Here is a 23,693-nt window from a genome sequence, read left to right on the forward strand (position 1 = left end):
CAATTATACCCGCAGCCCGGGCTTGACGCATTCCCTGCTTTTCTTAAGATTTGCGTGCTATAATGGAAACATGATATCTGCAGGCTTGTGGTTGTGCCATGGCGGAGAGCGTTTTGGTTTTAAATGCGAATTTTGAGCCGATTAACGTGTGCAATTTGCAGCGGGCGATTGGTCTCATCCTGACCAACCGGGCAACACTGGTGCTGAATGGTCGCGGTGAAATCCACACGGTCAATCGTGTCTTTCCGCGCCCCTCGATCATTCGCTTGCAGCATATGGTTCATCGCCCGCGTCCTAAAGTCAAACTGACCCGGCGCGAAATCTTTCGGCGTGATAACTATACGTGTCAATACTGCGGTCGGCATACCAATGATTTAACCGTGGATCATGTGATCCCGCGTCATTTGGGTGGGCAGCATACCTGGACAAATGTGGTCACGGCTTGTGCGGCTTGCAATCACCGTAAAGGGGGGCGAACTTTGGCTGAGGCCGGGATGAAACTTTTACGCCAACCGACGGAGCCACCCAATACAGCGCTTTATATCTTTGGTCGCCACCTCAATGAGTATGCTGAGTGGGCGCCGTTCCTGTCGGGGTGGTGATTTTTGTTGCTCTACACCACGATCTGGAGTAAGTCGTGAGCCAGATAAACGGGACCGCCAAACGCCTGCCGCGCCTGGGCGATCCAGGCTTCCGGCTGGCTCAAGGGAGGGGTGTGGATAAGATAGAGCGCACCTGCGCCAGCCTGGGCGGCGATGCGTCCGGCTTGTTCGGGTGAGGTGTGTCCTGGTCCTTCGCCAGTGGCCTCGTGTAAAAGCACATTGACCCCCTGAGCCAGGTGGATAACGTTCTCACATGGTTCGGTATCGCTAGAGTAAGCGATGCTACCGGTAGCCAGTTCGATGCGTAACCCCAGGGTGGGCAAAAAGTGCTTTACGGGCGCCGAATACACCCGCCATAGGGGGGTGTCTATGAAACGGATCTTCTCATTTTCGGGCAAGGCAATAAACTCAACCGGGTAAAACCCCGGCCATTTTTCCCATTCATAAAGACGCATCATGCCTTGCAAACGTTCGATAGCATGGGTTGGCCCGAAAACCTTGAGTGGCTCTTTACGCCCCAACAGCCAAAGATCCATCAGGAGCAAGGGGGCACCGGAAACATGATCGGGGTGAAAGTGAGTAATGATGAGGGCATTGATCTGGTGCCAAGAGAGACCAGCGCGGGTCAGGCGGGCAATAGGATTGCCTGGTGCGTCAATTAGCAAAATCTGATCCTCCTCGACGATGGCCAGATGGGTGTTTTCACGATGCTCATCAGCGATGGCATAAGCCGAACCGAGAATAACAATGCGTGCCATGGGTGATCTCTCCCTTTTATGCAAGACGATTTTCAGAACTGGTAAAGGACACTCATCGGAAAAGCAATTGAAACAGAATGCGCGGTGTAACCCAGGCTTCGATGCATGCGGCGATAATCAGCAAGGGGATGACCATTCCGATCATGACTTTAAACCACTGTGCGAGGCTTTCCAATAAAGCGGCGCTAAAGGTCTTGCCCCTTTGAGGGGTGATCATTCCCAGGCCGATTTCCAGGGTGGCGGCGGTAGCCAGCCACAGCGCTGGAATCTCGAAGAGACCATGAGGAAGGATCGCGCCAAAGATAAAAACCCCAACGGCGAATCCATTTGCGCTCAACGCCTGGGTCAGGAAACCCAATGCACCCATCGTGGCTAACATGGGGAGGACGCCTAATACACCGAAAGAAAATACCCCCAGAACTGCGCCCAATAACAAAGCCCGGAGATTCTGCCATAAGATGGCCGTTGCCGGATAGGGGGAGCCTAACGGCCAAAGCGTGGTCAGTTGGGCCAGGCTCTGGTTGACTTCAGATTGTCCAAGATCCAGTTGGAGGGGAAAAAGGGTTGCGTAATGCATGCCCAAACCGATGCCCACCGCTCCCAGGATGGCGGCAATGAGCAGAGACCACCGCATGCGGGCCAGTGTGCGAGGTATTTCGATCCGATACCAGGTGCTTAAGTGACGTGCCTCACCTCGCAGGTGGTGTAAAAACGTGCGCCAGATCCAGGATATATCCAGGGCATCCAGTTCGCGCCCTAACAGTTCTTCGCGCTGGAAGTGTGCTAATCCCACTCTGACCAAAAGAATGGCGAGCACAAACAAACCCAAAACAGCCCACCACAGGATCCCATTTTGACGCCCCCAGAACATAATTGCCGTTTCGCCCTGTATGAGCAGAGCCATTGGGATGACGATAAAACTGGCCAGTAGGTTAGCTGCCCGTACTGATGTGGCCTGGCTGGAGGCGACCACCGCTCCGCTAACCATCACCAAAGCGTGGAAAATGGTCAGGCAAAACACTTGAAGCACCACTTCAAAGGGCGGCAGCGTGACGCGATTGAGCGCTAATCCCAGGATATACACCCCCATGCCCAGGAAACTGGCCAGTAATGGTAAAACCGTAGAAGAAAGTAATTTCCCGGTGTAAAGTTGCCAGTCCTCAAGCGGCGTGCTGAGCAAGGGTTCAATGCTTCCGCGTTCCTTTTCGCCCACAAAACTTTCCAGGGCGATGACCAGCGAGATAGAAATAGGGAAGAAGCCAACCACCAGCATCAGGAAGGGCACCAGGCGTTCCCCGATTAATTCTGCTCCGTACCGGCGCACAAAATCAAGCATCTGCTGAGCAAAGAAGTTCATCAGAAAGGGAAAGAACGCGGTTAAGAAAAGGATAGGGGTCAGAATGCGCCAATCGCGGAATTGATCGCGAACCTCGCGGCGTGCAATGACCCAAATGGGGTGTAAGTCTTCACGATGTAGCATGGGCTTCCTCCAGATCCATGCTTACAGCCCGCAGGTAGGCGTCTTCAAGGGAACGCGGCAGTTCGGAGAAATAAAGCAAGGGGGCGTTGAGTTGGGCAAACGAGGCAAGAAGATAAGGATTGCTCTGGTGCGGGTTCTCGATACGGAGGTGAATCCAGTCCACGCCCCGAGCGATAAGTGTGACACCATCGGGAAGGAAAGGTAGATCACCTTCCCAAGCCTGGGCAAAACGAAGTTCAAACACGGGCGCTCCCAGCAGGTGTCGTTTCAGCGCGTCGGGGGTATCGTTGAAAAGTATGCGCCCACGGCGAATGATGGCGATGCGGTTGGCCAGCATTTCGGCTTCGGTGAGATTGTGGGTGCATAGGATGATGGTATGGTTGGCACGGCGCAATTCGCGGATCGTCTCGCGCACTATACGCGCATTTTCAGGATCCATGGCCGAGGTGGGTTCGTCCAGAAGCAATACTGGGGGTGCATGCAGTAAAGCCCGCACCAAAGCCAGTTTTTGGCGCATTCCTTTCGAGTATTCCCCGATGCGTCGGCGGGCTACGTCGGCTAATCCAAATTGTTCTAACAGGGTATGCACGCGATGGTGTGCGGCGTTCCCCTTTAAGCCATAAAGTTCGGCAAAGAAGTAGAGATATTCCTCACCCGTCATGCGAGCATAAAGACCATGTTGTTCGGTCAGTACCCCAACGTTGGCGCGCACTTTTTGGGGCTGGTGCACCACATCGTACCCGGCTACGGTAGCCCATCCGCGGGTAGGGCGTAGGACAGAGGTCAATAGGCGCACCGTGGTGGTTTTGCCAGCCCCGTTGGGTCCAAGTAGCGCCAGTACCTCGCCCGCCCCAACGTGGAGGTTGAGGCCATCCACAGCAACGAAATCGCCAAAGGCTTTGCTCAGATCCTCGGTCTGGATCATCCCCCTGCTCTCTTTCATCTAGGACGCGGATTGGGAGGATTGTGGGCGTGGGCGATGACGCAGGTAGAGGGTCAAGGCAGAGGCAAGGGCTACGATGGCCATCAGGGTTTGATTAATGTTTAATCCGGCTACCGGGGATGGATCTAGGCGTAGAAATTCCAATAGGAAGCGCCCGATCGGGTAGACGATTAGATAAACCAGGAATAAATCACCGGGCTTGCGCTGGGTGGAAAATCGTTTCTCAACCCACAGGATAATGCCGATGTTCATCAGATTCCACAACCCCTCATAAGCGAAAAGAGGGTGATAGTAAGCCTGATCCATAAACTCGGGCAAGCGATGAGCCGGGTCAATGTAAATTGCCCAGGGCAGATTTGTGGGCATACCATAGAGTTCCTGGTTGAAAAAGTTTCCCAGACGGCCGATGATCTGTGCCAGCGCCAATCCGGGCGCGATAATATCGGTCCAGGTAGCGAAGGACATGCCATGTTTGCGGGTGTAGAGGTAAAGCGCAATGACCCCACCGATAACGGCGCCGGGTATACCCAAACCACCGTGCCAGATGGCGATGGCATCCAGCGGGTGGGTTAGGTAATACCAGGTAGTAATACCCTGTTTGACTAGAGAGGCCGGGGGAGTCAGAATATGCCACAGGCGTGCTCCGATGACCCCGGCGATGAACACCCAGAACAACATATCCCAGGCGGCATCGGGATTTTCGCCATAGCGGCGGGCGCGTCGGCTGGAGATCCAGGTGGCCAGCATTGCACCCCCTACGATCAATAAACCGTAAAATCGAATGGTTAATGGGCCGATATTGAAACCAGAAGGCATAGATGTTTACTCCTTAGGCAAAGTAGGCCGGCCAGGCTGGGCCGGCATGGATGACTGGCGAAAGATCAACCACAAGCGCTGGAGTGCGGTGAAATTGGCCAGCAAGGCAATAGCCCAAATGGCGATGAGGGGACGATTGAGAATGAGGCAAGGCACCAAAACTAAAAACCGCTCAACGCGGGTCAGCAGTCCTCCCTCTACCCGAAAGCCCTGCGCCTCACCACGCGCTTTGGTGTAGGAAACCATCAGTGAACCGCCCGCCGCCAAATAAATCAGGATAACAGAGATTGGATCAGCCCGGGAGAGATAATAAACCAACAGTCCGCCCCATACCAGCAGTTCAGCGTAGCGGTCGGTCACCGAGTCCAACACACCACCAAAAGGGGAGGGTGAACCGCGCAGACGTGCTAATGCCCCATCCAGGGCATCGAGCGGCCAAATGACGAGCAATAGCCATCCCGCCCAGGTGATTCGCCCTTGTGCCAGCCAGAAGGCGGCCAAAATGTTTCCGGCCAGCCCGGCCAGGGTGACGGCGTTGGGGGTGACCCCTAAACGGGCCAATCCAAGCGCTATGCGTTCAAGGAGAGGTTTAAAGCGCTGGCGCAAAAAGGCGGTCAATGTTTGAGGAGATTGTTTCGGGACGTGAGGCTTCAATATAGTTCTCCTTCCTTGCGGCCATTTTGACGTATGCTATCCCAGCGTGGTAAAAAAGTCAAGTTTGATCGTTAAATGTCGAGTCCGGCGCAAGATCAGGCTGTTTCTTCATCGGGATCGGTGTCTTGGTCGTCCTCTTCGGGGGGAAGCAATACCTCGCGTTCTCGCCCCCCTCCTTGCGCCGGCCCCACAATCCCCATGGCTTCCAGTTCATCTAGAAGCCGCGCGGCGCGGGGGTAACCGATGCGTAGGCGGCGCTGCAAGAGCGAAGCGCTGGCGCGCTGGGTGCGTCGTACTAGGGCAATGGCTTGTTCTAGCAAATCATCGGCCTCGTTGTCATCTTCTTGCAAGAGGGCTTCCCAGGGTGCTTCTTGAGGTTCGGTGGCTTGTTGGTGCCAGTAAGCAACGACACGATTGATTTCCGAATCTTTCATGATCACCCCCTGGGCGCGGATGGGGGTACCAACCTCGGGGTTCAGGAACAACATATCGCCCCGCCCTAGTAAGGCTTCGGCACCGTTGGTATCGAGGATAACCCGCGAATCTACGGATGAGGCCACGGCAAAGGCGATCCGGGCCGGGAAGTTGGCCTTGATCAATCCGGTTAAGACATCGGTGCTGGGGCGTTGGGTGGCGATGACCAGGTGAATGCCAGTAGCGCGGGCAAGTTGCGCCAGGCGCACCAGACTGTGTTCGGTTTGATCCGGTGCTGACATCATTAGGTCAGCCAGTTCATCAATGATGATGACAATGCGCGGTAGGCCGGGCTGATTCTTGCGCGCTTGTTTGGCGTTATAAGCGTTCAGGTCACGGGCGCGGGCAGCCTCAAACAAACGATAGCGCTGGTCCATCTCGGTCAGTGCCCAGCGCAATACCGCTAACATGCGTTCAATCTCGGTTTCAACTCGTCCCAAAAGGTGTGGCAGACCATCGAACCGCGCCAGTTCCACCATCTTAGGATCCATGATGGCGAGGCGCAGTTGCTCTGGGGTATTGTTCATCACCAGGCAGGTGATCAGGCTGGCCAGGCAGACGGATTTTCCTGACCCCGTTGTCCCTGCAATCAATAGATGGGGCATACGTTCTAAGTCGGCAACCACGGGCTGGCCGGAAACATCCCGCCCTAAGGCCAGCGCCAAGGGAGAACGCAGACGTTGAAAGGTTTCTGACTCGAGTATGGGTCGTAGACGCACGGGTGTGGTTGTGCTGTTAGGCACTTCAATACCTACGTAGGAATGGCCGGGTACCGGAGCCTCGATGCGCAGGCGTTCAGCCGCCAACGCTAGTGCCAAATCGCGGTTCAGGCTCGAGATCTGCGAAACGCGGACTTTCTGGCGCGTGGGCTGACCATCTGGGCCAAGGCGCTCGATGAAACCCGGTTCAACCGCGAATTGGGTAACGGTAGGACCACGCCGATAGCCCACAACCTGAGCCGGTAGGCCAAACTCGGCTAATGTCTGTTCGATTTTTCGGGCAACAGCGAGAATACGTTCTTCATCCACCCCGTTGGTTTCCTCTTGGATCAGCAGATTCAATGGCGGCAAGCGCGGATCACGCCCGGGGTTGACGATGGTAACCGGAACAGCGCCGGGAGCGGGATGGGGTGAAGGGGAAGGTGGTGCTGAAGGTGATGGTGCTTGCGTGACCGCCTCGGTGGGGGAGGACGTGACCAGGCGCTGACGTTCCTGCTCCACCCAACGCTTTACCGCTGCAAGGGCACGTTCCCACAGACCAAGACCGATCAACGTCAGCCCCACCCAAAGGGTAAACCATAACAATATATTGAGCGGGGGGAGCAGAATACGGGCGCTGAGAGTACCCAATGCCCAGCCGATGATACCGCCATCAAGCCCGGATTCAGCGCGTTCCAGATCCAACCCTTCCATTATGCTCAACCAGGCCATCCAGGCGAAAAGCGCCCCTTCCAGGCTGAGGAAGCGTTTGAGGAAATGAATCGGGGCACTTCCGCCATGTCCCCATAGAATCTGTGCCCCTAGATAAGCCAAGAGTATGATCAGACCATATCCCCCTAAGCCAAAGCCGCGCTTGAGCAATAAGCCCCAGGGAGAAATAAGGCTGCCCTGGCTGAGTGAGGTCATTCCCAGTAGGCTAAGTACTGCCAGAATGAGCAGGCTTAACCCTGCTGCATCTCGTCCGAAACGCTCAACCAGCATCCACGCCTTAACGACGTTGCCCAGCCAGGAACTCGAAGGTTCAGATCCGGCAACCGGAGACGGTGTTGCTTCTGAGCGGCGGTCAGATGCTGATCGAGGGCTTACACGCATTCAGCACACACAAAGCCTAATCCCAAGCGGCGACGTTCCACATCAATATGAAGAATGCGCACCTGCACCGCCTGGCCAACCTGGAGAACATGATCCGGGCCTTTTGTTCCGGGTGGTAGGTTCATTGAGGAGACGTGAATCAAGCCTTCCACCCCTTCTTCAAGACGGGCAAACGCGCCGTAAGGGGCTACAGCCGTGATCCAGGCGGGAACAATGTCACCGGGTTTATACCGCGCAGCCAGGGTGAGCCAGGGGTTGGGCATCAAGCGTTTGATGCTCAGCGCAATACGGGCATTTTCTTCAGAGACCTGCAAAACCAGCACGCGCACTTCGTCGCCAACTTGGACAATATCGCGGGGGTGTTGCACGCGCCCCCATGAAAGTTCAGAGACGTGGATGAGCCCTTCTACGCCTCCCAGATCCACAAAGACGCCGAAATCAGTGATGTTTGTCACCCGCCCAGTCATCACCGTGCCTTCTTTCAACGTATCAAAGAGGGCGCGGCGCTTCCCTTCACCAGCCAGGGCCGCGCGTTCTGAAAGGACGATGCGATTTTGAGCCGGTTCACATTCGATGACCTTGAGGCGCAGGGTGCGGTTTAAATAGGCTGAAAGGGCGGCGCGACGTTTTTCTCCTTCCAGGTTGCCGCTAATATCCACCAAGTGAGAGATGGGCACAAATCCCTGGATCCGTTCGCCCTGTACCAACAATCCCCCCCGATTGAACCCATACACACGTAAGGTGAGCACCTCATCATTTTCAAAGACCTGCCGCACATATTTCCAATCGGTTTCGCATAAATCCGCCTGAAGCATGGGACGGATTTCATACGTGCGGCAGTCGGGCATGATGGCGGCCTCATTGGCGAGCACAGACGCCCACCACCCCTCGTCGAGTGGTTCGGGTGATGAGGTCTCGGTCATGGTGGTCATTCGTTTGGTGACCATAAATTCCTCCCCGATAAACACAGATAAAATGAAATCCGATCCCTGAGGGATCGGGTTACCCCCGCGTTGACGGTATTTGAGACTGGCGTTGATTTTGTTCTTCCATTTCCAGGAGGGCTCTGGCTACGGCTTCTATGGCAACCTTCTGCTTCCGATAAAGATCGGCTTCCGACATTGCTAGGCGCGCGGCAACCTCGCGTACCTTTTTACCTTGGACGAACTTTAATTCTAGTATATTATACAACACCCATTCGGCTGTGAATCGCCTTTCCCCCTCAGGACGCACCCTTTCAATGGCTTCTTTTAGTACGGCTCGCAGCGCATTGGAGACGTTTCCATCGTAGGCTTCAACCGCGCGTTGGACAATACTTAGTCGTAGGAGGGGGCTTTGCGTCAGTTTTGGGCCACCCCAATAGTGGGATAGTGCCTCGCGCACCCATTGGGCCAGATCAGTGGGTTCGGGCGGTACATTTTGTAAGGCTGCATTCTGATGATAACGGCCACTGGCGCGCAAACGCTGGATAAGTTCGGTCTGTGAGGTCAAGGTACGCAGGGATTCGAATACTTCGCGCTGCAAACGGTAGTCTTGCAGCGCCAGGACCATGCGGGCGGTTAGCGTAGCCAGGGCCTGCTCTTGTTCGCTATCCAATTCCAGGTTATCCACATTACTAATACCTAAAACACCCAGTATTTGAGGCTCACCTTCTGCATCTTCATCCATGAGAGGGATCAGCACATCGTTGCCCCAGCGAAAACGCCCGCTTAGACCGCCATTTTGAGCCAAAATTTGATTGAGGGAGGCGTTAGTGTGGTTATTTTCCAGCCCGGTTTTTCCCACCCACACCAGAAGTTCAAGACCTTGCGCGTCCAGAGCCGCAACATATGCCCCCGGTGCTTGCAACCGATCACAGACGGCTGCCAAAAGGGCTTCCAGGAATTGACGCAGGTCGTTGCGGGTTAGCAAGCGGGTTTCCAGCCGGCGCAGCAGTTCGAGGTCATTTTTGTCTTTACCGTCAAACAACCATTGTTCTAGCAAAGGGAAGAATAAAGTGATCAGATATTCGCTCAGTAATATGGTGGCGACCATGGTCATTGGCACCAAAGCGGAGTAAGGAGTGCCAAACTGCTCGCCGGTGCGGCGTACAATGGTGACTGCAGCCAGGGTAAGGCTGGCGGTTACAGGGCCGCGCAGGATCCACTTGAGCAAACGGCTCTTCACGGTGCGATCTGGCCAGCCCACCCCAAAGAACGCCACTGCGTAAGCCATGACCACAACCAATCCCCCCACCAGGAAGGTGTTGATTACGGAAAAAAGCCAGAAAAGTGTAACATGGCGCGCCGCTAGGGCTGAACCAAAGAGCAGATAGGGAAAAGAGCCTAATGCTGGCGCAATGGAACCGATCAACAAGTAGAACATACGACGGCGGCCGGTTGAGGTGGTAGAACGTCGGAAGGCACGTACCAGGTTGTAGCCGCTGATACCCATGGCCAGGGCATAGCAGAGCGTGAAAAGATCCGTGAGGGGGGTTGGGCGCAGGTGCGGGGCGGGTGCGCCGTTCTGGACCAGTGGACCTACCAACCAGGGTGTTGGGAGTAGCATCAAAAAGACCACCGAGATCAGGTAGGCCAGGCGAACGAAAAAGCGCCGCCGGCCACGGCTGGGTTTGCCGGTAGTTTCCAACAGCGCATCTGAGAAGTGCAGATAGGCAGCGGGGAGTAAGATGATCCCAATCCATTGGGTACGTAGCCAAAAAGCCTGCTGAACCGGTTGGTTAGCCACGCTGGCTAGGGCTTCAGCCGTATAGACGATGACCACCGCCACCAAGATCAATGCAAATGAACGGGCAACCCGATCGCGCAGATTGAAGGCCAATGCATATAACAACAACGCAAAGGCGGTAATGGCGACCCCGGCGACCAGAATCTGGTTGAGGGTGATCAGTACAGTTAACATACCCAACCCATGATCTGACCTGTCTTTACAATACTAACGCAAGAGGCGACTGAAGAAAAGGGCGATATCCTGGTTGGCATAGTAGCGATCATGGAAACCGCTGAACTCGTAGCCAGCCTTGAGGGCGAGGTGAATGGCCGGCGTGTTTTTGGAACTCATCTCCAGCACGATTTTGCGCAGGCCACGGGGCAATGCCCAGGATTCGGCAGCCAGCAACAACGCGCTGGCAATCCCCTGGCGGCGGAAGGGCGTATCAACCACCAGGTCAAGCACCCAGGCAGTGGCCGGCGCGCGCGAATCACTCAAGGTCAGGTAACCCACTGGTTTCCCGCCTAATAGGGCGACCAGCCCACCGCTGCGCTCAGACCATTCCTGCAAAAGGAGCGTTGGCGAGCGCGGGTACTGCAAGCGAGCGGTCCGAGGCAGGCGCACTTCGCGGAAGCCAATCGTAACCTGACCTTCTTCCAACAAGCGTTCCATTTGCCACACGTAATGGATTTCAACGGCGTGGTCCATGGCGACTAGATATTGTAAATCGGCAGAAAGTACAGGGCGAATTTCAATTTGAGGCATGTAGAGTCATCCTCCATCAGGAGCGAGAATGCGCACAGAGATCACGCAAGCCGGAAAGGGCTGGTTGGTGTTATCATAAACAACCAGACGCAATTCATAGTCGCCGGGGGTGACCATTTCGGTATCCCATTCACCACTGCCCTCCCCACCAAGAGGTTGGTCTATGATGGGACGGTTACCGGCGGCAATCGTCAACCAATCTTCAGAACCGATAGCGCGATATTCGTATTTGTAAAACCCCAGATTGGGAACGTTGACCGACCCGCGTAAGACCACTTTCCCCTGCAAGGTACCTCCGTTTTTAGGGTTGGTCCATTCAATCTGACCCGGGACACATCCTTCAGCAGCCGGTGTGGCGGGCAAAAGGGTTGCGGTGATCGCGGGAGTGGGAGCGGTCGGCGCGGTAAGAGGAGCGGCAAGCGGCGTTTCGAGCAGGGCAACGGTGGGGGTCGGTAACGGTTGCAGAGTGGTCGCCGCAGGGTAGACAAATGAAACGGTGATAAATTCCAGTAGTGCCAGGCCGATGACGAATACCAGCAACGTTAGTGCCCCGCGCAAACGCATCAGTGCGCTCTCCCGTTCAAGCCCAAAGACGGCACCGCGCCAATCCTCCCAGGCGCGAATCAGATTGCGTAGTCCAACCAGGGCCGCAATCCCCAGAACCACGTAGATCCAGGTTTCGTAGATTTTCAGAAAACGCAGCAGGTCGTCCATGGCTCCTGGTTTTGTGCTGCGGTGGGGACAAGGGGATTGGGCTAAGCCGGAAGCCGTTTGAGCACACCGCGGATTAGCGTGGTCAGTTTTGGCACCAGTACTTTCCCGGCTTGCAGCACTTCTTCGTGAGTGGTGATCGTGTTTCCATCCAGGTTGGCTTTATTGCTGATGCCCGAAAGGCCCAGGACGCGCATTTTGCCGTGGCGGGCAACGGTCACCTCTGGAACGGTGGACATGCCCACCGCATCTGCTCCGATCAGGCGCAAGAATCGCAGGTCGGCGGGGGTTTCAAAGGAAGGGCCAGCCAAGCAAATGTAAACGCCTTCACGTAGGGTGAGGTTGGCTTCAACCGCTGCGGCACGGCAGTAGGTCATCAATTCGCGATCATAAGCCTGGCTCATGTCCGGGAAACGCTCGCCGAACTCATCTAGGTTTGGGCCACGCAAGGGGTTTAAACCAGCCATACCGATGAGGTTAATGTGGTCGGTGATCAGCATCACATCACCGGGTTCAAAGGTCGGGTTGACTGCACCGGCAGCATTGGTGACGATCAATGTGGAGATACCCAGGCTTTGCATCACTCGGATAGGGAAGGTGACCTGGGCCATGGTGTAACCTTCGTAGTAATGCGCCCGCCCCTGCATGGCCATCACCACCTGACCTTCCAATTCCCCCACAATTAACCGCCCGCTATGCCCTGGAACAGTTGAGACCGGCCAGTGTGGAATATCGCGATAATCCACGATCGTGGGGTTGGCGATGTGTTCGGCCAGGCTGCCTAAGCCTGATCCCAAGATCAAAGCGACCCGAGGTTGAAGGGGAAGTTTGGAGCGAAGGTAATCACGGGCCTGATAAATCCTTTCCAGTGTATGCGTTTCCATGGGCTTTCAATTCCTGTCCTTATAGAGAATAATAACCTGCCACAGTGGCTTTCTGCAGTGGGATTGAGCGCTCCCTGACAGGTTTGATTATATCAGAAAGCCCAATGCCTCTATTGGGGGAATGGGAAGCACCGTTGCTATGGCGGCTTACGAAAATAAAAAGCGTTTTGGATAGAAAAAGGTATATAATGAGAGGAAAATCACATACCACGTAGAAATGCCGATATGGCACCCCGGTTGCCTTTCATTTTGAAATTCTTGGATAGGTTCCCCAACTCACAAGAGGCCTACCCGGTTTGGCCGGCAGTGGCGACAGCGTTGATGCTTAATGCGGTGTTGGTGGGGTATGCGCTTTTTACGCCATTACCCTGGTTGTCGCGCCAAATCAGTCTCTTATTTGGCTTGATTGGTATAGCCATAACAACCTGGGCTTTATTCTATTTTCTTCGCTCCCCTCAATCGAAGCCAAAGCGTTTGATAAATTATCTGGGCTTGATCGGTAGCGGCGTGGCGATCCTATTGGCATTTGGGCTTCACAACTACCTCATGCCGGGGTACACCACGGTGTTGGGGATCATTCTAATCACCCTGACCGCAGTGGTGCACGGGCGTAAAGCGACTTATGGGTTGTTTGCTGCGGTCACCCTGGCGGCAACGGGGTTGTACCTTTTAGGATGGCTTGAAGCCCACACTCTGTGGCAAGAAGCAACACTTTTCTTTCTCACCAGTGCCTTGCTGGCTGAAACGACACTGCGGCTACGTCAGTCGTATCTCCAACAAATGAATCATCTAAATATTCTCAATCGCGCGGCACGGGCACTGGCTTCCACCATTGAGTATCGTCAGGTTATCAACTTGGCTTGTAGTTTGGTGCTAGAATCGCTCCCAGCCGATTCCTACTTCCTCGGGTTACTATACCAAGACAAACTGCGCATTGAGTTGATCTATGATCTCGGTGAGTATTTTCCACCGACTGAGGTGACCCTTGATAATCGGCTGTCTGCCCATGTCATACGCCACGCGCAACCTTTGCTAATTAGGGATATGGAATCGGAGCGGTATAAATATAAGCAAAAGCAGGGTGTGGAATATGTGGGGCTACAGCGGATGTCGCAATCCTGGTTAGGGGTGCCCATGTCAGTGGGAGGTAAGGTCATTGGGGTCATTGTAGTTGCTTCTTACCGAAAAAATGCCTTCTCGAATAAGGATATATGGTTGTTGGAAAACCTGGCCCAACTGGTAGCCATGGCAATTGACAATGCTCGCCATCACCAACAAGTGGAAGAGCGATCTCAGTTGGATAGCCTTACTCAGGTGCTCAATCACAATGCCTTTCTTGAAGCCCTGGAGCGTGCTCTGGCCCAAGCCCGGAGCACAGGCTCACCCGTTAGCCTGATTATGTTGGATGTGGATTACTTTAAGGAATTTAACGATTCCTTTGGACACCTGATCGGGGATCAGGTGCTCAAACTGATTATTGAGACCATCCGTCAGCACATCAAGCGTACCGATTGGGTGGGGCGTTGGGGTGGCGAAGAATTTGCCATCGCACTACCCAACGCCACTGGCGCTCAAGCCTATCGCGTGGCGCAACGTATCCGTGAGACCTTGGGTCAGGCTACGTTTACCGATCGAATGGGCAACTCGGTCAAACCACCGACGGTTAGTCAGGGAATTGCCGTCTTTCCCGATGAAGCCGATGAGGCGTATGCGCTCATTGATTTAGCCGATCAACGGCTCTATAAGGCGAAAAGCCGCGGACGCGATCAGGTTGAACCTGATGCCGCCTTTTGGGAGCGAAAAACCGATTCGGGCGATGAAGCGCTCTCCGCGGAGCAAACGACTTACCTGCAAACCGAGGGTTAACCTAGCGCACTAAGCACGGCCCTAAAAGCCTCCAAGGTCTGAGCAACTTCGGCATCGCCGATCCAATAATGAGTGACCAGGCGGAATTGCCGCACTCCCACCACACCCACACGTACTCCATAATTGGCCAAACGAGCTGCAAAAGCCGGTGCATCTATGGGGAGGCTTTCATCCAGGGAGATGAAGACCATGTTGGTTGCTGGCATACCCATTGGCAGGCTGATCCCCGGTAGGCGCACCAGACCCTCGGCTAGCATCCGGGCGCGGCGGTGATCCTCGGCGAGGCGGTCAATCATGGTTTCCAGCGCTACAATGCCGGCAGCGGCCAGAATCCCGGCCTGACGCATACCTCCCCCCAGTTGTTTGCGGATGCGTCGCGCACGTTCGATAAATTCCCGTGATCCACAAAGCACAGAGCCGACTGGCGCGCACAATCCCTTGCTCAGGCAGAAGGTCACCGTATCGGCCGGCTCGGCAAGTGCTTTCGCGGTTACTCCTAGAGCCACCGCGGCATTAAAGATGCGGGCACCATCTAGGTGGAGCGCTAAACCGCGGGCGTGGATCGCGTCTCCGACCTGGCGGGTATAGGCCACACTTAGCGGCACGCCCCCGCAGCGGTTGTGGGTGTTCTCTAAAACCACCAGGCGGGTGATTGGATGATGCACATCCGGCGGGCGGATGGCGGCCAAAATATCGTCCAGGCGTAAAGTGCCATCCGGCTGGTTGGGCAACGTATGGACAAAAACCCCTCCCAGGGCTGAGACCCCACCACCTTCAAACAAGAAAGTATGACCCAGGTGGCCCATGATAACCTCATCGCCTCGCTGGCAATGGCCTAAGACTCCGATCAGGTTTCCCATAGTGCCGGAGGGTACGAAAAGGGCGGACTCTTTTCCCAACAGTTCGGCAGCCATGGCTTCGAGGTGGTTAACCGTGGGATCTTCACGATAAACGTCATCCCCAACCTCGGCGCGGGCCATGGCTTCGCGCATGGCAGGAGTGGGGTGGGTTACGGTATCGGAGCGCAAATCAATCATTGTGGATTAGACCCCTTTCAGGCGAGATATCAGGCTGGTTGATACTGGCGTAACCACGCCAGGAGGTGCTCTAGGTCAGCTGGAAGAGGGGCTTCAAAAGTGCGTGGTTCTTTTTCGCCGGGCAAGCGCAAGGTTATCCGCGCGGCGTGCAGGAAGTGACGTTGCAGAGGCAGGCTGGGATGACGGTGACCATAGAGGGTGTCACCCACGATCGGGCACCCTAAAAAAGCCATATGCACGCGAATCTGATGCGTGCGCCCGGTGAGCGGATGCACTTCCAAAAGTGTGTGTTGGCGGAAGGCTTCGCGGGTATGGTACTCGGTGATGGCTTCCCGTCCTTTACCCGGGGGAAGCACGCTCATTTTCTGGCGATGAAGCGGATCACGGCCAATAGGCGCCTCAATTCGCCCGTGCGGTGTGGGAGGGCGACCATCTACCAAAGCCAAATAGGTCTTTTGAACCTGGCGATGACGAAACTGATCCTGTAGCCAGCGATGGGCGCGGTCATTTTTCGCCACCAGAAGCAACCCCGAAGTTTCTTTATCGAGGCGATGAACGATTCCAGGGCGGCGTTCTCCGCCCACCCCTTCGAGGTCAGGGCGATAGGCTAAAATGCCGTGCACCAGGGTGCCTTGAGCATGTCCCGGTGAGGGGTGAACCACCATGCCAGCGGGTTTGTTAATGATCATCAAGTCATCATTCTCAAAAAGGATATCCAAAGGGATATCTTCCGGTTGAAGACGGCTGGGCTGAGGGGGCGGCAGGATAACCTGGATCTGTTGGCCGGGTTGGACGGGAAATCCGGTCTTCGTGATCACCCGCCCGTTGAGACTTACCTTCCCTTCCTTGATGAGGTTTTGCAACCGAGCGCGCGAAAAATCGGGCAGGTACTGTACCAATACCTTATCCAGGCGTTCTTCACGAGCGCTCTCGAAAGCAAAGGTGATCACCTGCTCAAGTTCGTTCATTGCCGGTCGGTTGTCGGGGCCGAGAGACTTTCTTCGGAAGTATGGGAGGGTGTCGCTTTGCGTGCTGCTTGTTCGCGGCGTTCTTGCAGCCACACGCTTAAGATTAACAGCGCGGTGCCAATCGTAATGCTGGCATCGGCGACATTGAAGACGGGAAAAGTGCCCACAGAGATAAAATCGGTGACATGCCCAATGGTCAGGCGGTCAATCAGATTGCCAATTGCGCCGCCCAGTTGAAGGCTCAACGCCAAACGCAGCCAAGTTTCCTGCGCGGGTATGCGCGGATAGTAGTACAGAATAGCGAGAGCAACCACCACAGCCAGGATGGCGAAGAACTGCCCCCGTTCCTGTAACAACCCAAAGGCGACGCCGGTATTGTACCAGTGAACAATGCGGGCATAGGGTGCCAGCCATGGCCAGGGTACCCAGGTTTCATAAAGCGCCAAGTTTTGGCGGATCAGGGCTTTTGTCACCTGATCGAGGAGGATAACCCCTCCGGCAATAAAAATGAGCCAGCGATAACGCGTCCAGAGTTTCACGTGAGCCTCCCAGAATTGTCCCCCTTATTTTAATCCATGGTATGGGGTTGAGCCGGAAAATACCCTTAGGGCTTAATCCAGGTAAATGCAACCAGAGGCTTTGACGTGTGCAGCCAGGTCATTTATATCCAGGGTAGTGCCGAAGTAGAGCAGGTGGGAGGGACACCTTTGCCGGCAATCCCGACTGCCAAAACCCTGCACCGGAATGATGGCGTTCGGAAAGGTGAGCGCTTGTTTAACCCATGAACATTCCGAGTGATCTGGGCTGATGGTGAATAACACGGCTTGGATTTGTCCGTGTGGGCGCAAAAAATCGAAGTGCCAGTGAGGCCGGACGGCGAGATTGAGGTGATGGCGAATACGCGCGGCGATTCCACCCGGCCCGTGAGCACTCCCCCAATAGGTGTACCAACCAGCGGGGAAATCAAACGTGCCCAACTGTCCAATACGGGCGCGGGTCTTGTAGGGCAGCCATAAGACAAGCCCATAGATGCCGGGAATGGTGGGCAAGGTCAAGGTCATCCGGGCACGCGGAAGAGAAAGTCTAACTGGTGGGCTATGAAAACTAATTCGCAGTGTGCAATTTGCTCCTTTCGGATAGCCAGCCAATCCGCCAGCGTGGTCGGTGAGATTAATGCTTGCCGGCTCAAGCTGTCTTCGACAAAGTAAAGAATGCTACGCAGAAAATCGGCTTCGTCGGGCTGGTATTTCCCGTGCCGCGGCGAGACCACCCAATCCGATGCCCCAACGGCCATGAGGTCTAATCCCAACGCAGGGCCAAGGACAAATAGTGCTCGACCGGTGGTGCTCCCTCCGGTGGGCAAGCCGTGGAAACGGCGCTCATCCATGCTTTGATGATAAAGTGCAATGATCTGGGCGTCCAGATCGGGAGTCAGAGGGGGCAAGAACTGAGTCAAGCCATCGAAGTTAAGGGTGAGATAGAGCCATCCGCCCGGGCGCACATAAGTTATCAGTGTGCTCAGCCCCGCTTCCAGGTTGACCAGGTCCATCACCGCGTGGGCGATGATGCCGTCAAAGACGCCGCGTTGGAAGGGGGATTGGCCGGGTGCAAAGGCGTCGGCGGCGAGGAATTCCACCCAAAGAGACGCTGTCCCTTCTGGAGGTGGTAACGCCCGGCTTTCTTTTCGAGATGGGTGCGATTCTGGTGGGCCCATCTTACAAGCGCACTTTGTGCATAAAACAAGTTGGCAGGGTCAAGGTCCAGGGCCGTATAGATGGCATTATCCACCAGTCCCCATTCCCAGGCGCGTTGAATCATGGTACCGATACCGGCTCCAACTTCTAGAAGTTTCAGCGGGAGGTGAGCAGTGCGCCTGGTGTGATTGACGAGGACATTCCAAACCTGACGGTTGAGAGCGAGGTCATCCACGCTGCGTTTGACTTCTAGATAATGCTGAAAGTTAAACTCGAAAGCGTCCATACGATTACGCCTGTTGGGCCCATGCGGTGACCAGGGTATGTATAAAGTGTCGCGCTTTGGCCATGCTTTGTTCCCAGGTGGGAAACGCCTCATACCGAGCACGCGCGGCAAGGCTCATCTGTGCCAATATGTCACGCTGCTTATGAAGAAGCGCCAATACTTGGGCCAGAGTCTCAGAGTGACCAGTTGGGATAAGGAACCCATTCTGACCATGGGAGATGATTTCAACCGCGCCACCAGAGGTTGTAGCGATTGGCACGAGCCCATAAGCCATGGCTTCAAGATAGGCGATACCAAAGCCCTCATAATCTGAAGGCACAGCTAACACCTGGTGGTGGGTCAATAGTTCTCGTAAGGTCTCGTTGCCACAAGCGCCCCACAGGCGGATATTTGGCCAGAGGTTATGCCGATGGATAAACGCATGAATGGCGCGAGTAGTCTGGGGTTCCAAATCGGTGCGTCCCACGATGTCTAGAACCCAGGTTGTGCAGGGAAGTGTCATAAGAGCAGATAGGAGCACATCCAAGCGCTTGCGCCGAATAAGATTGCCCAAGAAGAGGATACGCAAGGGGCCGTTCTGATGGCTGCGCTCCACAAGGTAGTTGGGATCGGCGATTCCTTCGCCTTGGGCGTTTCCTCCGGGGTAAACAATACAATGCGGCTTTTCTTGAGCGGAACGAGAGGTGTTATACACACTTTGTTGCGTGGTGCGGCTATTAAAGATAAAGCCATCCACGCTGTTCAAATAAGCCCGTTCGATCCATCCGTACAGATAACGCATTATACGGGGATGATAAGGCTCGCTGCTTCGTAAATGATGCACAATAGCGACAATCGGATAATGTACTGTTGAGCGCAATTGATGATTAAGCCAAAAGAGCGAGGGGTGGTTTAATTCGTCTTGTAGCAGTATCTCCAGGGGGAGAGCCTTAAGGCGCCGTTTTTGTTTGAAGTCGAAATTGTGTGCTAAGGCTAGGCCGTATCCCGGCCAGGTTTGTGAGATCACAGTGACCGTATCCCCTTGATTTTGCAGGTAATGCACCAAATAACGGTCATAAAGATAACCGCCGGAGAGCGTATTCAGGTTACCGTAAATAATCAGTCCTACCTGCATGGTTAGAATATCATTTCATAAGCTGCCCAGGCGTTTTCATGCTCCCACAATCGCACGTACAGGCGCCTCAGGCCCGTAGTGGGCAGTTTTTGAGCCATTCTTTCGCATATTAAACGGGCAAAGTATTCCAGTGAGGGGTTGACACCGGCAAATTCGGGCAGGTCGTTGAGAAGCCGATCCCGATAGCGCGAGATTTGTTCCTCTAATGCGGCTTCCAACATTGTAATATCTATCAGATAGTTATGTGGGTCCAAATGTTCACCGCTAACCTCAACCTCAAGACGATAGGGATGAGAATGAGGCAGGTTCTCGCTACCCCAGTCTCCGCCAATTAAATAATGTTGGGCAATGAAAGAGCGCAAGACGGCGACATAATACATGGAAAGGCTCCTTTCTGAATCTGATCATTTAGGCGCAAAAAGACATAATTTAGATTCGTCTTTTATAATCATAGCATGAGCCTGAAGTTGAACGACGTGCGTGAACATACTTTGACGGAAATTAACCTGGATGATGCGCTGGAAGCGCTGGGGGTAAAACGCTACACCTTATTGGGAAGGGGCTTAGCTGGCCTCCTGCGCCCCTCGGCTCGTAGATTTGCGCGCCAGATCCTATCCTTTGACCATGAGGTGGCGAACATCGGACTGCACCAGGCGGCCTCTCGATTTGTCTCTCTCTATGTTCAGCGCCTCGAAATCCTGGGCGAAGGTTTCATCCCTCGCACCGGGCCGCTATTGGTACTGGCGAACCATCCAGGCTTGAGCGATGCGCTGGCGCTTTTCACCGCTATACGTCGTGATGATCTGCGCGTTTTGGCGGCTGAACGCCCCTTCTTGGATGCCCTGCCGGCGATCAAAAAACACCTCATCAGCGTACCTATGGATGAGAACACCCGTATGGGCGTGATCCGTCAGGCCATTCAACACCTGCGGTCGGGGGGTGCGCTGCTTAACTTTCCCGCCGGGCGGATTGAGCCGGATCCGGCAGTCATACCACGTGCCTATGACTCCCTTAATACGTGGTCGGAGAGTATCGGGGTCTTTGTGCGCGCAGTGCCGGAAGCGATCGTAGTACCGATGATCGTCAGCGGCGTGTTATCCTCTGCCGCTTTGCATCATCCCTTGACGCATTTACGCCGCTCGGCACGCGAACGAGAACGTTTGGCAGCGACGCTGTGGTTGCTCGTAAAATTGCACCGGCCCAGCCAGTGGCCGGTGAGGGTGACCGTACACGTCCTGCCACTGTTGGAGGCCGGTCGTTTCGTCTCATATCACGAGGTGCATGCTATCACCCAGGCCGTGATTGCCCATATCAAAGCCAGTTTTCCCTTTTAGGTGTAGGTCAGGATGACCTGCAACGCCTCTTCGGGATACTCGCTGAGCAACCGGTAGGCTTCGGCTGCGTGCTCAAGGGGAAAACGGTGAGTGATCCAAAACGAGGGGCGCAACCACTTGAGAGCTTCGACGGCCATCTCAAGGCGGCGCGCTTTGGTCCAGCGCCCGCTGAGTTCGGGGGCAATTGTGCTCACCTGACTCGAGATGATGTGGATGCGGTTGCGATGGAAGCGCCCTCCTAGGTCTAGGGCAACCGGTTTACGTCCATACCAAGAACCAACGACAATGCGACCGGTGTAGGCGGTAATCTCAACGGCTTGGTTGAGGGCACCGGGTGCTCCTGAGATTTCAAATACCAAATCGGCACCCGAGTGATAGCCAAGTGACTCCAAGATGGATCGCAATCCGCGTAGCACGTCTTCGCTGAGAGGGTCATACGCTGCGGTGATTCCCAGTTCCAGTGCGGCCTTGCGCCGCAGGGGATAACGATCCAGTGCGACAATGCGATGGAGTGGAAAGCGGGTCAGTAAAGCCGTGGTGAGCAACCCCACCATACCCAGACCAAAGACAACGACTTGCTCTCCCAAGATCGGATGACCATCTTGAATGAGGTTAATCGCCGTCTCCGTGTTGGGCAGAAACAAAAGATCCTCCTCGCTCAATCCCTCGGGGAGTGGGATTAGTGAGTCCAATGGCGCAATAAAAGCGCTTTCGTGAGGATTAAAAGCGAACACCTTGCGCCCAAGCCAGGTTTCTTCCACCCCTGCGCCGATGGCGATGACTTCTCCCACGCAGGCATAACCGTACTTGAAGGGAAACGTAAATGCCCCCTTAAGGGTAGGAAGGGTTTCATCCAGGCTCATCCAACTGGGAATTTGCCCGGTATAGGCCAATACTTCCGTACCAGCGCTGATCGCACTGGCGATCGTTCTCACCAACACCTCACCATTTTGAGGATCGGGGCAATCCTCCTCTCGAATTTCTACCGCAAGCGGTGCTTTGAAGATGAGCGACTGGCGTTTCATATGTGATACGTTTTAGGCCTCCCCCATAGAATAAGGTCTCGATCCCACATTTCCCATTGCCAGAGTGTCACGCCGGGAGCCTCGCGTTCAGGGCTGACCAGCAACTTGTTTATATAATGATAACCGCCGATCCAGATTGGGGCAAGGGTAATGATAACGGCATCGAGCAATCGGGCTTCTAAAAACGCCGTGAGGACTCTGGCGCCTCCTTCGACCATCACTGAACGGATTCCATGCTCCCATAGGTAACTCAGCATGAGGTGGAGAGGGATGGGGTCGCCTGGTTCGTTCACCAAAGGTACAATGCGCGCCCCCAAGGCTTCCAGTGCACTTCGACGATCAGCGGGGGCTTTGGCTGCGGTGAAAATCCATGGGGGTTGAGTGGGATGGTGTAATATGTGACTTTCGAGCGGGGTGCGCAGGTGAGTATCCAGAACCAGTGGTTGAGGATGCTGCCCTGGAACAAGACGCACGGTCAGGCGGGGATTGTCGGCCAGTACCGTGCCCACACCCACCAAGATGGCCTGATGTTCGGCCCGTAGGGCATGGGTCAGCTGAAGAGCGGCTTCACCACTGAGAGCACTAGGATGTCCTTGGGCAAATGTCAAGCACCCATCCAGGCTTTGGGCAAAGGCCAAAGTCACCCAGGGATGCTGTTTCGTTTCACAACGTTGGGCGCCTTCGGCCTGCCACTCACGGATGCGGCTTCTGGCCATTTCCACCAGGTTGCTCCAGGCCGACATGGGGTAGATCTCCCAAATCAAGCCAATGGTTTAAGCGTAAGGCTTTGCTGCTCAAATAGGCTGCATTTTCAGGATACACTGTGGGCAGGAGTGGCACGCGTTCCACCACATGAATGCCCAAAGCTTCCAGATCACGAATTTTTTGGGGGTTGTTCGTCATAAGACGCACCCGCAATACCCCTAAATCTTTGAGGATAAGGGCGGCAATATCATAACGGCGAGCGTCTGCCGGATGGCCGAGAGCTAGATTGGCCTCTACGGTGTCCAGTCCTTGATCCTGCAAGTTGTAAGCGCGTAGTTTTTCGCGCAGGCCAATGCCCCTCCCTTCCTGGCGAAGATAGATCAAGATTCCTTGCCCATGAGCAGCAATGTGATCCAGGGCGTGATGCAATTGCTCGCCGCAATCGCAGCGACGCGATCCCAGCACATCCCCGGTAAAACATTCGGAATGAACACGGGTGAGAACGGCAGTGAGGGGGTCGAGATGTCCTCGCACCAGCGCCAGGTGTTCGCGGTGCTCTATCGAGTCCGTATAAAGATACAAGCGGAATTCACCCCACACAGTGGGGAGCATCGTGCTGACTTCACGTTTTACTTCTAAATTGCGCATTCGATCACCTATCATAACCGTTTTGTATGGGATGGTGTCAGATTAAGTTCGGTCGGTAACCAATAAACCAACCAAAAGAGCCTCAATAACTTTGGTGAGGTAGCCCAAAGGTGTACGGGCGCCAAACAGCACCCACAGCAAGATGGTTACCCCGGTGTAAGCAATGAAGCCGTAGCGCACCCAACGAAAGCGTTTGCCGAGGCGTTCCCGGCCAAGTAGATAGGCGCCGAGAAAGGTCACATAGCCTATGCCGTTGAGGATGAAGACAAGATCGGGAAAGCGCAGAGAAATGTGGATGACGGCCGTGGCCAGGGGCAATAAGATGAGGGCAAAAGTTCGCAACGGTTGAGTAGATTTTTGGTTCACATGTGACTCCGGTTGCAAAGGCCGCCGTGTTCTTGGAGATGAC

26 protein-coding genes are annotated in these 23,693 nt (G+C 54.9%); 3 read left to right on the top strand and 23 right to left on the bottom strand.

Going from position 1 to position 23,693, the window contains the following annotated elements:
* The first annotated feature begins 98 nt into the window (after nucleotides 1–98).
* Nucleotides 99–602, top strand: a complete 504-nt coding sequence (locus QYE77_RS12515) for an HNH endonuclease (RefSeq protein ID WP_315625769.1) — start codon at nucleotides 99–101, stop codon at nucleotides 600–602.
* 11 nt (nucleotides 603–613) lie between these two features.
* Here the strand turns inward: QYE77_RS12515 and QYE77_RS12520 are convergent, their stop codons facing one another.
* From QYE77_RS12520 to QYE77_RS12570, 11 genes are all read right to left on the bottom strand, one after another.
* Nucleotides 614–1,360 carry an MBL fold metallo-hydrolase gene (locus QYE77_RS12520; RefSeq protein ID WP_315625770.1) on the bottom strand — a complete coding sequence of 249 codons (747 nt, stop codon included), beginning with the start codon at nucleotides 1,358–1,360 and terminating at the stop codon, nucleotides 614–616.
* A 52-nt stretch (nucleotides 1,361–1,412) separates the two neighbouring features.
* Nucleotides 1,413–2,840, bottom strand: a complete 1,428-nt coding sequence (locus QYE77_RS12525; RefSeq protein WP_315625771.1) for a stage II sporulation protein M — start codon at nucleotides 2,838–2,840, stop codon at nucleotides 1,413–1,415.
* Nucleotides 2,827–3,765, bottom strand: coding sequence for an ABC transporter ATP-binding protein (locus QYE77_RS12530; protein WP_315625772.1), 939 nt, complete (start codon nucleotides 3,763–3,765; stop codon nucleotides 2,827–2,829). Before QYE77_RS12530 ends, QYE77_RS12525 begins: the two co-directional genes overlap by 14 nt.
* A gap of 18 nt (nucleotides 3,766–3,783) precedes the next feature.
* Nucleotides 3,784–4,599, bottom strand: coding sequence for a prolipoprotein diacylglyceryl transferase (lgt, locus tag QYE77_RS12535; protein ID WP_315625773.1), 816 nt, complete (start codon nucleotides 4,597–4,599; stop codon nucleotides 3,784–3,786).
* 6 nt (nucleotides 4,600–4,605) lie between these two features.
* Nucleotides 4,606–5,253 (bottom strand): CDP-alcohol phosphatidyltransferase family protein, encoded by a 648-nt coding sequence (locus QYE77_RS12540; RefSeq protein ID WP_315625774.1) that lies wholly within the window; start codon nucleotides 5,251–5,253, stop codon nucleotides 4,606–4,608.
* Between the two features lie 95 nt (nucleotides 5,254–5,348).
* The gene (locus tag QYE77_RS12545; protein WP_315625775.1) at nucleotides 5,349–7,538 is read right to left on the bottom strand and encodes a DNA translocase FtsK; all 2,190 of its coding nucleotides are present in this window, start codon (nucleotides 7,536–7,538) and stop codon (nucleotides 5,349–5,351) included.
* Nucleotides 7,529–8,485: a 30S ribosomal protein S1 gene (locus QYE77_RS12550; protein ID WP_315625776.1), complete on the bottom strand. Its 957-nt coding sequence runs from the start codon at nucleotides 8,483–8,485 to the stop codon at nucleotides 7,529–7,531. The genes QYE77_RS12545 and QYE77_RS12550 overlap by 10 nt, the downstream gene beginning before the upstream one ends.
* A gap of 55 nt (nucleotides 8,486–8,540) precedes the next feature.
* On the bottom strand, nucleotides 8,541–10,439 hold the full coding sequence (locus tag QYE77_RS12555; protein ID WP_315625777.1) for a histidine kinase N-terminal 7TM domain-containing protein: 1,899 nt from the start codon (nucleotides 10,437–10,439) through the stop codon (nucleotides 8,541–8,543).
* 33 nt (nucleotides 10,440–10,472) lie between these two features.
* Nucleotides 10,473–11,012, bottom strand: coding sequence for a GNAT family N-acetyltransferase (locus tag QYE77_RS12560; RefSeq protein WP_315625778.1), 540 nt, complete (start codon nucleotides 11,010–11,012; stop codon nucleotides 10,473–10,475).
* Nucleotides 11,013–11,018: 6 nt separating this feature from the next.
* On the bottom strand, nucleotides 11,019–11,726 hold the full coding sequence (locus QYE77_RS12565; RefSeq protein WP_315625779.1) for a hypothetical protein: 708 nt from the start codon (nucleotides 11,724–11,726) through the stop codon (nucleotides 11,019–11,021).
* Between the two features lie 41 nt (nucleotides 11,727–11,767).
* On the bottom strand, nucleotides 11,768–12,607 hold the full coding sequence (locus tag QYE77_RS12570; RefSeq protein ID WP_315625780.1) for a purine-nucleoside phosphorylase: 840 nt from the start codon (nucleotides 12,605–12,607) through the stop codon (nucleotides 11,768–11,770).
* Between the two features lie 225 nt (nucleotides 12,608–12,832).
* Between QYE77_RS12570 and QYE77_RS12575 the strand changes: the two genes are divergently transcribed.
* A complete protein-coding gene (locus tag QYE77_RS12575; RefSeq protein WP_315625781.1) occupies nucleotides 12,833–14,473 on the top strand; it encodes a GGDEF domain-containing protein in 1,641 nt (546 codons plus the stop codon).
* Here the strand turns inward: QYE77_RS12575 and ltaE are convergent.
* The 8 genes from ltaE to QYE77_RS12615 all read right to left on the bottom strand — a co-directional run bounded on the left by ltaE (nucleotide 14,470) and on the right by QYE77_RS12615 (nucleotide 19,952).
* Complete coding sequence (gene ltaE, locus QYE77_RS12580) at nucleotides 14,470–15,510, bottom strand: low-specificity L-threonine aldolase (protein ID WP_315625782.1); 1,041 nt, start codon at nucleotides 15,508–15,510, stop codon at nucleotides 14,470–14,472. The genes QYE77_RS12575 and ltaE overlap by 4 nt on opposite strands.
* A 29-nt stretch (nucleotides 15,511–15,539) precedes the next feature.
* On the bottom strand, nucleotides 15,540–16,478 hold the full coding sequence (locus QYE77_RS12585) for an RluA family pseudouridine synthase (RefSeq protein WP_315625783.1): 939 nt from the start codon (nucleotides 16,476–16,478) through the stop codon (nucleotides 15,540–15,542).
* Nucleotides 16,475–17,017: a signal peptidase II gene (gene lspA / locus QYE77_RS12590; RefSeq protein ID WP_315625784.1), complete on the bottom strand. Its 543-nt coding sequence runs from the start codon at nucleotides 17,015–17,017 to the stop codon at nucleotides 16,475–16,477. Before lspA ends, QYE77_RS12585 begins: the two co-directional genes overlap by 4 nt.
* Before the next feature lie 72 nt (nucleotides 17,018–17,089).
* On the bottom strand, nucleotides 17,090–17,527 hold the full coding sequence (locus QYE77_RS12595) for a GIY-YIG nuclease family protein (protein ID WP_315625785.1): 438 nt from the start codon (nucleotides 17,525–17,527) through the stop codon (nucleotides 17,090–17,092).
* A gap of 8 nt (nucleotides 17,528–17,535) precedes the next feature.
* Nucleotides 17,536–18,114 (bottom strand): hypothetical protein, encoded by a 579-nt coding sequence (locus QYE77_RS12600; protein WP_315625786.1) that lies wholly within the window; start codon nucleotides 18,112–18,114, stop codon nucleotides 17,536–17,538.
* The gene (locus tag QYE77_RS12605; RefSeq protein WP_315625788.1) at nucleotides 18,027–18,458 is read right to left on the bottom strand and encodes a methyltransferase domain-containing protein; all 432 of its coding nucleotides are present in this window, start codon (nucleotides 18,456–18,458) and stop codon (nucleotides 18,027–18,029) included. The genes QYE77_RS12600 and QYE77_RS12605 overlap by 88 nt, the downstream gene beginning before the upstream one ends.
* Before the next feature lie 4 nt (nucleotides 18,459–18,462).
* Nucleotides 18,463–19,572 carry a glycosyltransferase family 4 protein gene (locus QYE77_RS12610; protein ID WP_315625789.1) on the bottom strand — a complete coding sequence of 370 codons (1,110 nt, stop codon included), beginning with the start codon at nucleotides 19,570–19,572 and terminating at the stop codon, nucleotides 18,463–18,465.
* A gap of 2 nt (nucleotides 19,573–19,574) precedes the next feature.
* On the bottom strand, nucleotides 19,575–19,952 hold the full coding sequence (locus QYE77_RS12615; RefSeq protein WP_315625790.1) for a 6-pyruvoyl trahydropterin synthase family protein: 378 nt from the start codon (nucleotides 19,950–19,952) through the stop codon (nucleotides 19,575–19,577).
* A gap of 75 nt (nucleotides 19,953–20,027) precedes the next feature.
* Between QYE77_RS12615 and QYE77_RS12620 the strand changes: the two genes are divergently transcribed.
* A complete protein-coding gene (locus QYE77_RS12620) occupies nucleotides 20,028–20,906 on the top strand; it encodes a 1-acyl-sn-glycerol-3-phosphate acyltransferase (RefSeq protein ID WP_315625791.1) in 879 nt (292 codons plus the stop codon).
* Here the strand turns inward: QYE77_RS12620 and QYE77_RS12625 are convergent.
* From QYE77_RS12625 to QYE77_RS12640, 4 genes are read right to left on the bottom strand one after another with little or no spacing between them, the layout of a single operon-like run.
* The gene (locus QYE77_RS12625) at nucleotides 20,903–21,931 is read right to left on the bottom strand and encodes a zinc-dependent alcohol dehydrogenase (protein ID WP_315625792.1); all 1,029 of its coding nucleotides are present in this window, start codon (nucleotides 21,929–21,931) and stop codon (nucleotides 20,903–20,905) included. The genes QYE77_RS12620 and QYE77_RS12625 overlap by 4 nt on opposite strands.
* Nucleotides 21,928–22,674 carry a RibD family protein gene (locus QYE77_RS12630; RefSeq protein WP_315625793.1) on the bottom strand — a complete coding sequence of 249 codons (747 nt, stop codon included), beginning with the start codon at nucleotides 22,672–22,674 and terminating at the stop codon, nucleotides 21,928–21,930. The genes QYE77_RS12625 and QYE77_RS12630 overlap by 4 nt, the downstream gene beginning before the upstream one ends.
* Nucleotides 22,625–23,284 (bottom strand): GTP cyclohydrolase II, encoded by a 660-nt coding sequence (gene ribA, locus QYE77_RS12635; protein WP_315625794.1) that lies wholly within the window; start codon nucleotides 23,282–23,284, stop codon nucleotides 22,625–22,627. Before ribA ends, QYE77_RS12630 begins: the two co-directional genes overlap by 50 nt.
* 42 nt (nucleotides 23,285–23,326) lie before the next feature.
* Entirely contained in the window at nucleotides 23,327–23,650 is a 324-nt protein-coding gene (locus QYE77_RS12640; RefSeq protein ID WP_315625795.1) for a hypothetical protein, read from the bottom strand.
* Nucleotides 23,651–23,693: the final 43 nt, after the last annotated feature.

This window comes from Thermanaerothrix solaris (genome assembly GCF_032334255.1).
Lineage (GTDB): Bacteria > Chloroflexota > Anaerolineae > Anaerolineales > Anaerolineaceae > Thermanaerothrix > Thermanaerothrix solaris.